The 15205-nt window shown below is 45.9% G+C and carries 22 protein-coding genes; all 22 read left to right on the forward strand.

All coding sequences use genetic code 11. From position 1 onward, the window contains the following. Window positions 1-187 precede the first annotated feature (187 nt). The 22 genes from UE46_RS05260 (at window position 188) to UE46_RS05360 (ending at window position 15192) form a co-directional block, all read left to right on the forward strand. On the forward strand, window positions 188-406 hold the full coding sequence (locus UE46_RS05260) for a hypothetical protein (protein ID WP_036058597.1): 219 nt from the start codon (window positions 188-190) through the stop codon (window positions 404-406). Continuing rightward, the gene (locus UE46_RS05265) at window positions 407-622 is read left to right on the forward strand and encodes a hypothetical protein (RefSeq protein WP_036058600.1); all 216 of its coding nucleotides are present in this window, start codon (window positions 407-409) and stop codon (window positions 620-622) included. Next, on the forward strand, window positions 609-1151 hold the full coding sequence (locus UE46_RS05270) for a hypothetical protein (protein ID WP_036058602.1): 543 nt from the start codon (window positions 609-611) through the stop codon (window positions 1149-1151). Before UE46_RS05265 ends, UE46_RS05270 begins: the two co-directional genes overlap by 14 nt. Then, window positions 1148-1303: a hypothetical protein gene (locus tag UE46_RS16280; RefSeq protein ID WP_159103073.1), complete on the forward strand. Its 156-nt coding sequence runs from the start codon at window positions 1148-1150 to the stop codon at window positions 1301-1303. Before UE46_RS05270 ends, UE46_RS16280 begins: the two co-directional genes overlap by 4 nt. Further along, complete coding sequence (locus tag UE46_RS05275; protein ID WP_036058605.1) at window positions 1303-2124, forward strand: prohibitin family protein; 822 nt, start codon at window positions 1303-1305, stop codon at window positions 2122-2124. Before UE46_RS16280 ends, UE46_RS05275 begins: the two co-directional genes overlap by 1 nt. A 37-nt stretch (window positions 2125-2161) precedes the next feature. Next, window positions 2162-4597, forward strand: coding sequence for a virulence-associated E family protein (locus tag UE46_RS05280; protein WP_118907459.1), 2436 nt, complete (start codon window positions 2162-2164; stop codon window positions 4595-4597). 415 nt (window positions 4598-5012) lie between these two features. Next, window positions 5013-5204 carry a VRR-NUC domain-containing protein gene (locus tag UE46_RS05285; protein WP_233230988.1) on the forward strand — a complete coding sequence of 64 codons (192 nt, stop codon included), beginning with the start codon at window positions 5013-5015 and terminating at the stop codon, window positions 5202-5204. Continuing rightward, window positions 5191-6591 carry a DEAD/DEAH box helicase gene (locus UE46_RS05290; RefSeq protein WP_051492757.1) on the forward strand — a complete coding sequence of 467 codons (1401 nt, stop codon included), beginning with the start codon at window positions 5191-5193 and terminating at the stop codon, window positions 6589-6591. The genes UE46_RS05285 and UE46_RS05290 overlap by 14 nt, the downstream gene beginning before the upstream one ends. Beyond that, window positions 6572-6961 (forward strand): hypothetical protein, encoded by a 390-nt coding sequence (locus tag UE46_RS05295; RefSeq protein WP_036058610.1) that lies wholly within the window; start codon window positions 6572-6574, stop codon window positions 6959-6961. The genes UE46_RS05290 and UE46_RS05295 overlap by 20 nt, the downstream gene beginning before the upstream one ends. Continuing rightward, the gene (locus UE46_RS05300) at window positions 6948-7277 is read left to right on the forward strand and encodes a nucleoside triphosphate pyrophosphohydrolase family protein (RefSeq protein WP_036058612.1); all 330 of its coding nucleotides are present in this window, start codon (window positions 6948-6950) and stop codon (window positions 7275-7277) included. The genes UE46_RS05295 and UE46_RS05300 overlap by 14 nt, the downstream gene beginning before the upstream one ends. A gap of 20 nt (window positions 7278-7297) precedes the next feature. Then, window positions 7298-7840 (forward strand): hypothetical protein, encoded by a 543-nt coding sequence (locus UE46_RS05305; protein ID WP_036058614.1) that lies wholly within the window; start codon window positions 7298-7300, stop codon window positions 7838-7840. 87 nt (window positions 7841-7927) lie between these two features. After that, a complete protein-coding gene (locus UE46_RS05310) occupies window positions 7928-8290 on the forward strand; it encodes an HNH endonuclease (RefSeq protein ID WP_233230989.1) in 363 nt (120 codons plus the stop codon). Window positions 8291-8411: 121 nt separating this feature from the next. Continuing rightward, on the forward strand, window positions 8412-8762 hold the full coding sequence (locus tag UE46_RS05315) for a P27 family phage terminase small subunit (RefSeq protein WP_036058615.1): 351 nt from the start codon (window positions 8412-8414) through the stop codon (window positions 8760-8762). Beyond that, window positions 8749-10395, forward strand: coding sequence for a terminase TerL endonuclease subunit (locus UE46_RS05320; protein WP_036058616.1), 1647 nt, complete (start codon window positions 8749-8751; stop codon window positions 10393-10395). The genes UE46_RS05315 and UE46_RS05320 overlap by 14 nt, the downstream gene beginning before the upstream one ends. A 15-nt stretch (window positions 10396-10410) precedes the next feature. Beyond that, on the forward strand, window positions 10411-11628 hold the full coding sequence (locus tag UE46_RS05325; RefSeq protein WP_036058618.1) for a phage portal protein: 1218 nt from the start codon (window positions 10411-10413) through the stop codon (window positions 11626-11628). Continuing rightward, the gene (locus UE46_RS05330) at window positions 11625-12446 is read left to right on the forward strand and encodes a head maturation protease, ClpP-related (protein ID WP_036058619.1); all 822 of its coding nucleotides are present in this window, start codon (window positions 11625-11627) and stop codon (window positions 12444-12446) included. The genes UE46_RS05325 and UE46_RS05330 overlap by 4 nt, the downstream gene beginning before the upstream one ends. A 32-nt stretch (window positions 12447-12478) precedes the next feature. Continuing rightward, window positions 12479-13621 (forward strand): phage major capsid protein, encoded by a 1143-nt coding sequence (locus tag UE46_RS05335; RefSeq protein ID WP_036058620.1) that lies wholly within the window; start codon window positions 12479-12481, stop codon window positions 13619-13621. Window positions 13622-13661: 40 nt separating this feature from the next. After that, the gene (locus tag UE46_RS05340) at window positions 13662-13778 is read left to right on the forward strand and encodes a HeH/LEM domain-containing protein (RefSeq protein WP_118907460.1); all 117 of its coding nucleotides are present in this window, start codon (window positions 13662-13664) and stop codon (window positions 13776-13778) included. Further along, entirely contained in the window at window positions 13765-14055 is a 291-nt protein-coding gene (locus UE46_RS05345; protein ID WP_036058622.1) for a hypothetical protein, read from the forward strand. The genes UE46_RS05340 and UE46_RS05345 overlap by 14 nt, the downstream gene beginning before the upstream one ends. Continuing rightward, a complete protein-coding gene (locus UE46_RS05350) occupies window positions 14039-14392 on the forward strand; it encodes a hypothetical protein (protein WP_036058624.1) in 354 nt (117 codons plus the stop codon). The genes UE46_RS05345 and UE46_RS05350 overlap by 17 nt, the downstream gene beginning before the upstream one ends. After that, entirely contained in the window at window positions 14379-14774 is a 396-nt protein-coding gene (locus UE46_RS05355; RefSeq protein WP_036058625.1) for a hypothetical protein, read from the forward strand. The genes UE46_RS05350 and UE46_RS05355 overlap by 14 nt, the downstream gene beginning before the upstream one ends. Continuing rightward, window positions 14767-15192 (forward strand): hypothetical protein, encoded by a 426-nt coding sequence (locus tag UE46_RS05360; RefSeq protein ID WP_036058626.1) that lies wholly within the window; start codon window positions 14767-14769, stop codon window positions 15190-15192. The genes UE46_RS05355 and UE46_RS05360 overlap by 8 nt, the downstream gene beginning before the upstream one ends. Window positions 15193-15205: the final 13 nt, after the last annotated feature.

Consider the following 15205-nt stretch of genomic DNA (forward strand, 5'->3'; position numbering starts at 1 on the left):
ATTGTACAGATAACTGGGAAATCCTCACAACTTTTGATGAGGGCCCGGACGTAGAGGGCTATGTGGCTATTCGAGATGATAGCCTGGTTGTCAGCTGCGACTGGGGGATGACCGCTGTGAAAATGAATTTCTGCCCTAAATGCGGGGCAGCGTTAAAAAGTAGAAATGATGAGGAGGAACCCGAGTTATGACAATCAAAGGGAAATATCGATTTGTAGAAGAGTGTATATGGAGTGAGCCTGGTTGGGCGCCTACAATGTACCTGTTTGAGCGTGTGTCGGATGGCAAGCGTGTTGCCGTACCACCAGAGTGGGACGTGTTCGTTGATGATGTGGCTTTCGATGCGACTAAGGTGGCGCGCAAGGATGTAGATGAGCTATTCAAGGAAGACGAAGTGGTGAGCTAAATGGACAAAACGCTCAAGGTGTCAATGGTTGCAGGAATCCCGCTAAGTAAGGTGAAGCGGAAAGCAAAATATAAGGCGTTCTGGGCGGAAATTCGGAAGTACGAGAGTGAGGGCTGGTCGCTTGTGTCTTATAGCGCGGCCTTCCACTATCGCGCTGAGCTGGAACGGCTGGAATCAACTAAGTTAGAAGGGATTGAGGAGAATGGCGGGAATTAAAAAATCGCAACTGTATGACGTGATTGCGAAAGTTAGGGCCGCACGAGTTACGGAATTTGAAAAAGCCTACGATGAGAGGAAGCGCAAGGCCTTCCAGAAAATAATTGATGAGCATCAACTGGAGGAGTTGCTAGGCACGATACATGACAACTTGCTCGAAAATAGGCAGCTTGCAGTTGAGGTGCTGGAAGTCATACCAGTAAATTATTGTGATTTGAAAGATGCTTCCTATGACAGTATTGTCGAGGACTTTGAAGATTGGAAAGTGCGCCAGTTCTCTAGCTATATTGGTCAAGATTTCGAGGAGCTAAACGCAATGAAGCATGATTACAAATCTGAGCACTCCCTTATTATTGGAGAATTTGAAAAGGTTGAATCGATGGTGAAACAATCTACCTCTATCAAGAAGACAATGGTCCTCATGGAGGAAATCGGGTTTGACCTGTCCGGCATTGAGCCAGAGGTGAAGCATGAGCTAACGACCACGAGCATCAATAAGGACCTGCTTGGGCTTGGCGGCTCGAAATGAAGTGGTTTTATATCGGGCTAATTGCGGCAGGGCTGCTTGTGTTTATCTGGTCGCTGCTAAGTCCACTGTTCGGTAAAATTGGCAAGTTTGTCATTGGGAGAAAAGACAAAGTGAAAGACGACATTGAAAATAATGAGGAGGACTGGTATTGATGAGTAAAGGTGTAGTAGGAGCGGTTGTTGCGGGTGTAGTGGTAGTTGTTGGGGCAATTGGTTTGGTGATGTGTTTGACGAAAGTGGACAACGGAAATGTGGGTATCGTCTACTCGCCAAATGGCGGGATTAAAGAGGAGGCACTTGGCCAGGGTTGGCATATGGTCGGTTTGCTGGACAAGGTCAACGAGTACCCGACGAAACTGCGTACAGTGGATGCGAAAAATCTGGTGGTATCAACGAAAGATGGGAAAAACATCAATTTGGACCTGTCATACAGCTACAAGATTGATGCAGCGCAAGCGACTGATATTTATAAAACATTCGGCAGCGTTCCAGTCGAGGAGCTGGAGAAAGGCTATATGGAGCGCCGTCTACTAGAAACAACGCGCCGGGTTGTGAGCAAATACAACCTATTAGATATCTACGGGGAGGATGCAACGGAAGCCTCGCAGAATATCCAAAAAGACTTTGCAACCAATGTCGAAAAATTAGGCTTCTTGGTATCTGATACAACACTTGGAGCGCCGAAAGCAGACAAGAAAACACAAGAGGCGATTGACGACCGTGTCAAAGTGTCCCAAGAAAACTCGAAGAAAAAGCTGGAGCTGGAAAATGACAAAATCGACGCTGAGCGAAAAGTCATTCAGGCAAACGGGGAAGCCGACAAAAAGCAAATTGAGGCAGAAGCCGAAGCGAAAGCTAATGAGACAATTTCCAAATCAATCACTCCTGAACTATTGAAGCAGATGGAAATGGAAGCTCGCCAAAAACATGGCTGGGTGGAAATCCAAGGTGCTAGTGCAGTAGTAACAAAATAACACAACAACGTTAATTTACAGGGAAGGAGGTTAGCACTTGAATGCGAAAGATATTGCTATCTCCACGGATGGCAAGCTCACTTTAGCCGTTGGGAAAAGTCGGAAAGAGAAAGCGTGGAAGAACAAAGAAACATCATGGTTCAAAGTATTGGAGAAAATCAGCCAGACAACCAGGACAGCCGAAACCTTCGACGAGTACCTGAACATGCCGAAGACGGAGCAAGCCAAGATTAAGGATATCGGCGGATTTGTTGGTGGTACGCTGCTGAAAGGTAGGCGGAAAGCTGAAAATGTGAAATGGCGGCAGCTGATAACGTTGGACGCGGATTTCGCAAAACCTGGTTTATGGGAAGAGATTGAACTGTTCTATGATTTCGCCTGTGCCGTGTATTCGACGCATAAGCACACGCCAGATAAGCCTCGTTTGCGGGTTGTCATTCCTTTGCTACGTGCGGTAACACCTGACGAGTACCAGGCAGTGAGCAGACGAATAGCGGCGGATTTGGATATCGACGTATTTGATGATACGACCTATCAGCCTCACCGCCTGATGTACTGGCCGAGCACGTCCAAAGATGGCACTTTCGAGTTTCAGTATCAAGATGGCGCTTGGTTAGACCCTGACAAGGTACTGGCGACGTACGACGACTGGACTGACCCGTCATTTTGGCCAGAATCGAGCAGACGGCAGAAGTCACGCAAGCGATTAGCTGACAGGCAAGGAAACCCGCTGGACAAGTCTGGTATTGTTGGGGCCTTCTGCAAGACGTACATGATTCAGGATGCCATTGAGGCCTTTTTATCCGACAAATACGAGCCTGCTATGGAGGGGCGCTACACCTATGTCGATGGTAGTACTGTCGGGGGCCTTGTCCTATATGAAGATGGGCTTTTCGCCTTTTCACATCATGGGACGGACCCGATTTCCGAAAAGCTGGTGAACGCATTTGACCTGGTGAGAATCCATTTATTTGGTGCCCAGGACGACGATGTCCCAGAAAACACGCCAGTCAATCGGCTGCCTTCTTTTATGGCCATGGCGGACTTTGCGCGAGATGACGATAACGTCAAAGAGAACTTAGTCGAAACCTCGCTAGTAGGCGCTTTGGAAGACTTCGCGGACATCTTAGACGAAGATGAAGAGGAGCCTGAAAAGGCCGATAAAAGCTGGATGCGAAAGCTCAGTATCAACCGTAACGGCAAAGTGGTATCATCTGCGCCTAATATTTTGCGGATCTTAGAGCACGATCCTTACCTCAAAGGTAAATTCGGCTATAACGAGTTTAATTATCGTATGTCGCTACTTGGCAATGTGCCATGGCGCAAGATTAAGAAGCTAGACGAGAAAAAGGACTTAGATGACAGCGCGCTACGCAACTACCTAGAAACGGTCTACGACATAAGTGGCCGGGATAAAATCAAGGATGCACTAAGAGAAGTGATGCATCGCCAAAGGTTTCACCCAGTCAGGGATTACTTGAAGGGGCTGGAATGGGATGGTGAGGAGCGGCTTGATACAGTTATCATCGATTATCTAGGGGCGGAGGATAGCGAGTATACCAGGGTTGTGACGAGGAAGACGTTTGCGGCCGCAGTGGCCAGGGTGGTGGTTCCGGGTACGAAATTCGACCAGGTTCTCACATTGACCGGAAAGCAAGGCCTTGGTAAGAGTACATTGCTAGATAAGTTAGGGAAAGAGTGGTATTCGGACAGTTTGGAGGACTTACATGGGAAAGCAGCCTATGAGTTATTACAAGGCTACTGGATTATGGAGTTAGGCGAATTATCCGCCTTGAATAAGACGGAAGTGGAAAAGGCCAAAGCGTTTATATCGGCTAGGGAAGACCGCTTCCGGGTGGCCTATGGTGAGAATGTCCAGGGATTTCCTAGACAGTGTATTTTCATAGCTACGACGAATGATAATACCTTTTTGCGAGATGGAACTGGAAACAGACGTTTTTGGCCAATCGAGGTATATGGCTATGGAAGAAAGTCGGTTTTTACAGACTTGAAAGAGGACGTGGTGGACCAGATTTGGGCAGAGGCTTTTGTCCGATATCAGGAAGGCGAAACGCTGTATTTGCAGGGCGAGTTAGAGAGTCAAGCAAGAGCGCAGCAAGCCAAATTTACAGAATCCAATATATTGGAGGGGCTTATCAGAGAATATCTGGAGACACCGATACCGCCGGATTGGGCAGACAAGAATATCGCAGAGCGCAAGAATTTCCTTCGTGGAGACGACTTTGACGAAGTGGAGCGAGAGGATTTAGTGCTACGTGAGAAGGTCTGTGCAATGGAAATATGGTGCGAAATGATGGACGGTGAGGCCAAACAGCTCACCAAGCAGAAGGCCAGAGAAATCAATGAGGCACTCCGAAATATCGAAAATTGGCAGGACCATCAGGGCCTTTTACGGTTCGGAAAACAGTACGGAAGGCAGCGAGCTTATACCCGCATTCCTTTAACTGACTAAAGAAGATTGTGAAATTTAGGTGTCAACAAAGGTGTCAACAAACTCTCCAAGTGTCAACATAAGGAAATATCTGACTGTCAACAAAGTTTCGTTATGTTGACACCTTTTGTTGACGGGTAAAAGGCTACAGCCCGTAAGTGTCAAGCCTAAGTGTCAACAAAGATACAATATATCTATATATAAGAGTAGTTTAGGTGTATTTATGTAATGCGCGAGGCACATGTACGCCTGCGTACGCCTATACGCGTATATAAGGCAGAACGGAGGGCTTTTTGTTGACACTTCTCTTGTGAATTGTGAAATCGAAAAATGAGGTGATAAGATGCGGGAGTCAAAGATTGAGGAATACCTTCGAAAAGAAGTTCGAAAGCGAGAGGGCTTGTGCTGGAAATTTACAAGTCCAGGAACGCGCGGAGTGCCAGACAGGATTGTGATGCTTGGCGGGCGTCTCGTATTTGTCGAAACGAAAGCGCCAGGTAAGGAGCTGCGGAAACTTCAAGAGAAGCGAACGAAGCAGATTGTCGAGAAAGGGCAACTCCATTATGTCGCAGATTGCAAAGAACGAGTCGATAACCTGATGGAGCTATTTGATAATGGTACCCTTTAAGCCGATTATATTTGTAGCGCACGATTATCAGGACTTTGCCATCCGAAATGTGCTGATTCATCCCAAATGCGGCCTATTCCTCGATATGGGGATGGGGAAGACTATCACAACCCTAACAGCTATCGTCGAATTGATGTATAACCAGTTCGAGGTCAGCAAGGTCTTAGTCATCGCGCCATTACGCGTTGCAGAAGACACCTGGAGCCGCGAAACGGAAAAGTGGGCTCATACGCAGTTCTTGCAAGTTTCAAAGATTCTAGGTACGGAAAGGCAGCGAGAACGAGCGTTAGACGAGCAAGCCGATATCTATGTCACAAATCGAGAAAATATTACTTGGTTAGTGGACCGACTAGGAAAGCATTGGGATTTTGATATGGTCGTCGTCGATGAGTTTTCCAGCTTCAAAAATAATAAATCTCAACGGTTTAAGGCATTGCGCAAAGTACTGCCGAAGATTAAACGGCTGGTAGGGCTAACTGGAACACCAGCACCAAACACGTTACTTGATTTATGGCCACAGCTGTATCTACTGGACCAGGGCGAGCGATTAGGGAAAACAAAGCGAATGTATCAGGACCGCTATTTTTCGCCGGGTGCACGGAATGGGCATGTGATATTTGACTGGCGATTGCGAGAAGGCGCAGAGGCTGCTATCCATAAACGGATTAGCGATATTTGCGTCAGTATGAAAGCCGAGGATTGGCTGGAAATGCCGGAGCGGATAGATAATACAATCGCTATTCAGCTACCTAAGAAGGCAAAGCAGCAATATGCGGAGCTGGAAAAAGAGCTAATCATTGAGTTAGAACATGCGGATGTAGTGGCTGATTCGGCTGCTGTATTGTCCAATAAACTGTTACAGCTTTGCAATGGCGCCATTTATGACGAGTTCGGAGAATACCAAGAGATTCATGACAGAAAGCTAGCAGCCTTAGCGGATATCATCGAGGAGAGTAATGGGCAGCCCGTTCTTGTGTTCTACACGTACAAGCATGACGAGGCGCGTATCATGAAGTACCTGAAAAAATATAAACCTGAAAAGCTGACAGATTCAAAGAGCATTAAGAAATGGAATGATGGCAAGACTGGCGTTTTGCTAGCACATCCAGCAAGTGCAGGGCATGGGCTCAACTTGCAAGATGGTGGGCATATTATCGTCTGGTTTGGCTTAACGTGGAGCTTAGAGCTATATCAGCAGGCCAATGCGCGGCTATTCCGTCAAGGCCAGGATAAGTCGGTAATCATTCATCACATCGTTGCAAAAGGAACACTGGACGAGAAAGTGGTTCTGGCATTAGGTAATAAAAAAATAGGGCAAGACGCCTTACTCGAGGCGGTCAAAGCCCGCTTAGAGGAGGTTAGGAACATTGATACTACCAGAGAATAAAGCGCGTCAAAGAGAGCTGATTGAGCAGTTGCTTGACCCAAGGTTGCCAAGAGCAGAGCGTAAGGAGTTGAGAGAGCAGTTGAAGGAGCTGGAGGATGAACGGGTAAGTAAGAATCCGTATTTGAAAGCTGAGTACTTTCTCGATGAGGCTGGGCACAGGCACAATAGCATTAAGGATTTAAGCAGTAAGATTTATGCGGAGTTGAAGTTCTTAGACTTTAGTCAGGTAAACATAGCAGTAGCGTTTAACGCAAGCCGTGTAAAAGTGCAGAAATTTTATAGCATAAATAAAAGCGCCATAAATAAGTGGTTGGAACGATTAGCCGAACAAGAAAGGATTGAGTTGGATGAGTCAAATGAGTCTGAATGAATATCAGGAATTATCTAAGCGAACGACAACGGGGCACCATGATACAGCGATGGTAAACTTTGCACTAGGCGTTACGGGTGAAGCTGGCGAAGTGGCTGACCTGGTTAAGAAGTATATGTTTCATGGGCATAAGTTGGATAAGGATGCAGTAGCGAAAGAGCTAGGCGATGTGCTTTGGTATGTGTCACAGCTGGCCGTATGCATTGATGTGGACCTAGAAGAGATAGCGCAGCGGAATCTTGATAAGCTGAAACTTAGATACCCGAACGGATTTAGTGAACAGGATAGCATCAACCGTGTTGAGGGCAATCAGTAACAGGAAGGAAGTGAGAGCGAGTGGGTAAAACGGTTGGGCTATCTAAAAAGCAGATAGAGATTATCACGGCAATGGCAACCAAGACGGCGGCCGAAGAGTACAACAAGATGCAGCAGGGGCAGAAGAAGAAAGACCATAACTGGCGCTTGCGAAACATTAAGTTGCTGTTAAAGAACTACCGCAACCTGAAACTGTACTGTGATGAAATTGAGAAGGACCTGCATATCCTAGAGCCATTCCTGGAACTCATAGGCGGTAGAGCGTTAGACATCAAAGGGCTAACTGAAACAGAAGTCAAGACTGAGGCGATGATGAAGTTCGTGGATGCAGTGCTGTATACCTACGAGAAGTCTTGCAACGAAGGCACCGAGGAAGACATGCGACGCATCCGGATAGTTAAGGATATGTATCTAAATCCCCAAAAGATTACGGTAGAATTAATCAGTGAGAAGTACAATATAGACCGAAGCTATGTGTACAAGGAAGTGAATAAGGCGTGTGAAACGTTGGGCGTGCTTATGTTTGGAATGGATGGGATAGAAGATATATTCCAACGCAAATAAGCCATGCGACTTTTTGGCGACCAATTGGAGACACTATCCATGTTACTATGATAGGGTGAGATAGATAAGAGAACGAAACAAAACAAAGTGAGAAGCCTGGTGCAATTATGCGCTGGGCTTTTGTTATGGGCAGGTGATGAGATGACAACAGCTGAGATTATCCGGATGGTATTGCTGGATGATATGACTAGGTTCTATAACTCGAAGGCGTGGAAGAATGTACGAGCAAAAGCTAGACGACGCGACAACAATGAGTGCCAGCTTTGCAAGGCAGAAGGTAAGCACAGTAAGTGCGAAGCTGTCCATCACATCAAGGAAGTGCGTGACTATCCAGAACTAGCGTTGACACTGAGCAATCTATTTTGTGTTTGCAAGGTCCATCATAACCGAGAGCATCCAGAAAAATTACAGAAGCAGAAAAAGAAATTTGATAATGAAGAACGTTGGTAGGTTGGCGCTAGGTGGTACCCCCCGGTCAAACCAGATGGCTAAGTTTTTGGGAAACCGAACAACGGGGAAGGGGCATGGGTGTCCAACTTTCTAGGATTCCATGTGAGAGGATGTGAGAAAAATGGCAGAAACTGAAAGCTGGGAAATACTGAGAGATTCGCAGAGCTACAAGCAGCGGCGCGGACGAATTAGAAACTCGCTCCTGAAACATCTGGAGGAGCAGGACGCTAAGCGTGAGCCCTACCTGGATATAGTTGAGCAATACATGGCACTATGGGATACGGCTTCTCAGCTGGAGCTGGATATCACGGCCCGGGGTGTAGCAGTTGCTGGAATGCACGGCATGAAGAAAAACGATTCTGTTCCAGAACAGCAGAAAGTTAACAAGCAGCTGCTTAGTATTCTCGCATACCTCCAGATGAATCCAGAAAATGCAGAGGCAGCTGGAGGCGACGAAGATGATTCCGTATAAGTACCATCCAGCCATTTCGGAATGGATGACCATGGTGGACACTGGTGAAGTTCTAAGCTCTCAGGAAATGAAAGACCTCATGCCATTCTTGCGGAATAAACTGGATAGCTCAAATGCTTTTGTAGATAATAAACGGATTGACACCGCCCTAGCAAATGCAGAGCGGTTTTTTGAATTGAAACAACTACCATTCCAGAAATTCCTGCTAGCTTTTATCACTTATGTGTTTGAAAAAGACGAGCATGGAAATTTGGAATTAATGTTCAATGAGTTTTTTATATATGCAGGGCGGGGCTTTGGGAAGAACACTATTCTATCGGAGGCCACATTTGAGCTGACAACCGGGAATCATGGTGTGAAAAATTACAATGTTGATATCGTAGCCACATCGGAAAAACAAGCGATGACGTCATTTGAAGATATCCGCCATATGCTAAATAAAAATAAAGCTTTTATGAAGAGTCGGTATGAGTGGAGTAAAACGCAAATCCAGAACAGAAAGAACGGCTCTACTATAAACTTCAAAACTTCTAATCCGAAAACAAAGGACGGAGGACGGCCAGGCGCGGTTGGCTTTGATGAGATACATGCCTTCGAAAACTACGCCTCTTTTAACGTTCATACAACGGGGCTTGGGAAAGTTCCTTTTGCTAGGCGCTTTTACCTAACGACTGATGGGAAAGTCCGAGGCAGTGTATTAGACGATATCAAGGACAGGGCTAGAATGGTGCTTCGCGGGGAGCTTCCAAACTCAAAACTTTTCCCCTTCATTTGTCGGCTTGATGACCCTGAGGAAGTGCATGACCCGAAAAATTGGGAGAAGGCAAATCCGATGTTGCGCTATAACAGCGACCTTCGAGCTCAAGTAGAGCAAGATTACGAGACGGCAAAAGTAACGCCTTCGCTCATGGTTGAGTTTATGACGAAGCGGATGAACTGTCCGACCGAAAACCTAGCGACTGCGGTTGCTACTTGGGAGAATATACTTGCAACCAATCAAGAATTTCCAGACCTTATCGGAATGAACTGCATTGGTGCGATTGACTATGCTCGTATTCGTGATTTCTGTGCAGTGGGGCTATTGTTCAAAGTTGGCGATAAACGTTACTGGATTCACCACACGTTCATCCCAGAGACGGCGCTAGTCGTTCAGAAATTCAACTTTGATATTGATGCAGCAGTCGAGCAGGGATTATGCACAATCATCCGCGGCGAGACGATAGAGCCAGATGTGGTGGCAGATTGGTTTGAGGTCCAAGCTAAGAAGTATCGCATTCAGCGGATTTGTATGGATGATTACAAGTATCAATATCTCAAGCCAGAAATTTCGTCGAGAGGATTTGAGCCTTGGATTGTTCGAAATGGGAAGACAACTCATACAAAAGTTCTGCCGCTTGTTGATTCGCTTTTTGCCAAGCAGCGGCTCGTATTTGGTGATGACATGATGATGCGCTGGTACACGAATAACACGTACCTAGACATCGACACAAAAGGCAATGTCAGCTTTGAAAAGATAGACCCAGAGAAACGTAAGAACGATGGGTATATGGCGCTGATTCACGCGCTAACGCAAGATGGTGAGTTAAAAGAAGTGCGGCGCATTAGGCGGAAGCCACGCAGTTATTCGTACTAGTGAGGAGGTGAGATATTGGGACTATTAGACATGTTTCTAAGCCTAGGTACTGGAAGTAAAAAGAACAGTGCAGCAGCGCAAAAAGAGCGGATGAATTACTTAATCGAGGAAGTTACGGCAAACATCTTTTTTAAACAACTAGCCGTACAAACAAGTGTCAATCTAATCGCGAAGACGTTGGCACGCTGTGAGTTCAAAACCTTTGATAGAGGCAAGGCAATTAAGGGTGAGCTGTACTACAATCTCAACATCCAACCGAACCAGAATCAGTCAAAAACGGCTTTTCTGAATGACTTGGTTTCCGAGCTTGTCTTTAGCGATGAGGGCGCGTTAGTGATTCAAACAGACGATATGCAAATGCTTGTAGCAGATTCATATCAGCGAAATAAGCACGCTGTAATACCTAACAGCTACCAGTACGTAGCGGCTAATAATTATAATTTTAAGCGCACCTTCTACGAGCAGGATGTGCTTTTTTTAGAGCTCAATAACAAGCAGATTCGTACAACAATTGATGGGCTGTATGATAGCTATGGCAAGCTCATATCTGGCTCCATTAAGAACTACAATCGCAAGAACGCCAAAAAGCTAGTGCTGAATATTAGTGCACTTTTTGACCAGGAATTTAGTAAGTATGAAAACGAAGAGGATGAGGAGAATGACGTTACAGAGGGTGATAAACGAATCGATGACCTCATGACAAACCGCTTTAAAAACTTCTTCTCCGATGGCGATTCCGTTGTCACGATGGAGGAAGGGTTGTCCTTAAATGATTTCAGTAACTCGGACACAAAGAACGCATTTACGAGCCGAGATATCAGGGCGGCCATTGATGATGTCATTGACTTAGTAGCGATGGCTTTCCATATTCCTCGTGGCTTGTTAAAAGGTGATGTGGCGGACATTTCGCAGTTGACAAATAACTTTTTGACGTTCTGCATTAATCCGATTGTAGAGCAGATTGAGAATGAGCTAAACCGTAAGCTGTTCACTAAAGAGGAGTATCTGGCAGGTAGCCGGATTAAGATATCAACGGATAAAATTAAATCCTTTGATTACAAAGATATCGCTGGCAGCATGGAGGTTCTTGTCCGTATTGGTGCGTTTAGCGTCAATGATGTACTGGAATTCCTTGGCAAAGAGCGCATCGACGAGCCTTGGGCAGATGAGCATATCATCACGAAGAACTATGCTGAAATCGAGAAGTACCTGAAAGGAGGTGATGAAGAATGACAAAACGCGTTTTTTCTTGTTTCAACTTTAAGAAGGACGAAGGAAATAATACAGCCGAAATTGATATCTACGGCGATATTGTAGCGGATGGGTATGACTGGTTTGACTCGGATATTACGTCTTTCAACTTTAAGAAGGACCTAGATGCGCTGGGTGATGTAGACAAAATTTATGTCAATATCAACTCAAACGGTGGGTTCGTATACGAGGGCCAAGCAATTTACAATCAGCTCAAACGGCACAGCGCGCAAATCCATGTCCGTATTGATGGTATGGCTGCTTCTATTGCCTCGGTGATTGCAATGGCAGGTGATGTAATCGAAATGCCTGCTAATGCTCAGATGATGATTCATGACCCGGCTGGAGGTGCTTTTGGAAACAAGGCAGACCTGGAATCCGCTATTCGAGCACTAGATGCCAGTAAGCAGTCTATCATCGCCGCCTATAAATCTAAATCCAATTTGGACGAGGCTGAGATTGCGGCAATGATGGCCGAAGAAACCTGGATGACAGGACAAGAGGCTTTTGAAAAAGGCTTTATAACTGATGTAGTTAACCCAATCCAGCAGGTAGCAATGGCCAGAAGCCCAATCACAAACACATTCAGAAATGTACCTAAGCAATTACTAGAGCCAGCTGTTGCTAAACCCGAATCAAAACAGCAGGCGTTAGATGTTGACGCAATTGTGGAGGCAGTAGTTGCAAGATTGCAGCCGAAGCCCGTAGAAAATAAGACAGAACCACCTGAACCAGAACAACCGAATAAACAAGAAAAAGGTAATCCGCTTTTCAATGCCCTCAAAGCATTGTCTGAGTGATTGCCTTTTTACTATGAGGAGGACATGAAAATATGAAAAACCCAGATAAAGTAAAAAACAATAAGGAAAAGCTTCAAGCGGTTCTCGATAGAGCCATGACGCTGGAAGACCCGAAGGCACAAGCAGAGGCGTTTGCCGAATGGTCGCAAGGGTTTCAAGACCAAATTGTAGCAGAAGCAGCAGCTGCGGCTCGTGCAGGCATGACTGACGACCAGGTTATGGCGCAGCGAGGGTTTACAGTGCTTAACTCCCAAGAGCGAGAGTTCTACAACACAATTATTGAAAACAAGGCTCTTGATAATCTGGAGGTTGTTATCCCGGTAACCGTGTATGACCGTATTTTTGAATACCTAGAAGAGCAGCATCCACTACTTGCAGCTATCGATTTTGTGAACACAACAGGTATTACCCGCTGGCTGTATCGCAAAGCAGACGCGGAAGGCGCTTTGTGGTCTGATGTAACAGCTGCAATCACGAAGGAGCTGTCTAATGGATTCGATAAAATCGATGTTGGGCAAGCAAAGCTAACTGCCTTTGTTCCGTTATACAACTCTACACTAGACCTTGGCCCTGTATGGATTGACAAGTTTATCGTCACTCTACTATCAGAGTCTTTAGCGATTGGCTTGGAGAAGGCTATCGTCACAGGTACGGGAAAAGATATGCCTATCGGTATGGATAGAAACCTAGACGGTGCAGTGGTTGGAGGCGAATATCCGAAAAAGGTCGCGACTACGTTGACCGATTTACTACCGCAAACACTGGGTGAGAAAATCATGGCGCCCCTTACACTTGACGGCAAGCGAGCAGTGGCGAACATCATGTTTGTATTGAATCCGTTGACGTACTGGGAGAAATTCTTCGGCGCGATTACAACCATGACAGCAAACGGTCAGTATGTTCAAACGCTGCCTATCAATGCCACAGATATCCAATCCCGATATGTGGATAAAAACAAGCTGATTGTCGGCGTTCCGACCGATTACTTTATGGGAATTGGCACAACCGGAAAAATTGAGTCTTCGAAAGAATATCGATTCTTAGAAGACCAAACAGTATACGCTGCGCGTCAGCTGGCTAATGGACGGCCTAAAGATAATTTATCTTTTCTAGTATTTGACATCACAGACTTGAAACCTCTACTAACACTAATCAAGGAATTAGAGACACCCTGAGGCACCCCAGACGTTTAGAGCTGGGGTTGGCTTAGAGTCAATGACAAATAGCGAACTGAAAGCTATTCTGGACGAGAGAGAAATCCCCTACGCAGTCAAGGCCACGAAAGCGGAACTGATTGCGCTGATTGAAGGTGCTGAAAATGACGGAGTTTGATTTAAAAACATACGTTAAGCAAGAGTGTGCTGTAACTTGGGATGACCCTTCACTGGATAGCCAAATAGAAGAAGCGAAGGCGTATTTGAGAGATATCTCGGGTACGTCTATTTCTTTCGATTCTCCAGGGACGGCTACCTCGCTGTTAAAGAATCGAGTTCGATATGATCGCAATGGGGCACTTGCATTATTCGAGATGGATTACAGATCCAGCTTGCTTCGATTCCAGCTTTCCGAGGGTTTGAAAGGCGGTGTAGCCGATGGCAAATCAGAGTAGGACAGAAGTTTATAAAGATGGCATCATGGCATACGGAGACATCATCACGGAGCGCGTCAAGGGGAAAGTGGTGGGGAAGGTATTCAAGCAGGTAGGTACTCGCTACTTTGCTTTAATGGAGGCTCGCTCTTCCGACTACGCACTAGCTGAGGGTGAGAATGAATCTATCGACTTAAAAATCAAAACGCCTTACGGGATTGACTTTTGGAAAGCAAAACCCGCGAAGGTCATTCTCGAAGGGCAAGAGTACGACGTTGTGAGCCTTGACTGGGATGCGGAGAAAACAAAGCTGTTTTGGTATCTGCAAAAAGGCGGTGCTGAGAATGCCATTTCGTAAACCCAACATACCCGACGATTTCATATATGACACCTTAGCAAGCGCAGGAGTAGCGGTATTTCGCAACTGGCCAACGGTTGAGGAAATCAAGGCTAGTAAATACCACTTTTTTGCGTTCAAGCGCGACGGGATGGAAAAAGGCGAAGGTGCTTTTTCTTTCGTCGAGCGGTTGGTTGTCTCCTATGTATTCCCTAGTACAAGTGAGACAGCAGCTGAATTAGAGGATATCTTGGATGTGCTCATTGAGATGAAGCTAAACATTAGAGAGGCAACAGAGGACACACTGCTGTTCAAAGACACGAAGGAAGAGTATACGGTACATCAAATTACGGTTACCAGACCAAGAGTGTATTTCAAAAAAGGAAGTTTTATCGATGGTTAGGTTTGAGCTAGATACAAAGGATCTTGAGCTGCTGATGAAAAAGATAGCAGAGTCTCCAGGGGATGTTGAAAAAGCGATAAATCAGTCATTGGAGAGGGAAGGAGCCGCCCTTGCTATTGAGGGGATCATCATGCGAATGCCTGTGAGCCAAAGAGGTGCAAAAGCCGTCAGAGAGAAGAAGCACGCCAGATATTCCAATCCGCTTATGAAGCGTATGGAAAACTTGGGCTTCGAAATTGTAGCAAAAGGCGGCGCGTCAGGTAAGAAGGGCTCATTCGGATATCTTGCATTCCCTGACGAGGGGCGTGGCTCATCTAACCCATTGGCTCATCATTTCTTTAATGATGGAATGGACGACCGAATCCCTCGCATATTAGATGCTCTAAGCGAAGCACTAGACGAGGTAATCGAATTATAAGGAGGACGAAAAT

Origin of the sequence: Listeria weihenstephanensis (genome assembly GCF_003534205.1) — a bacterium.
Classification (GTDB): domain Bacteria; phylum Bacillota; class Bacilli; order Lactobacillales; family Listeriaceae; genus Listeria_A; species Listeria_A weihenstephanensis.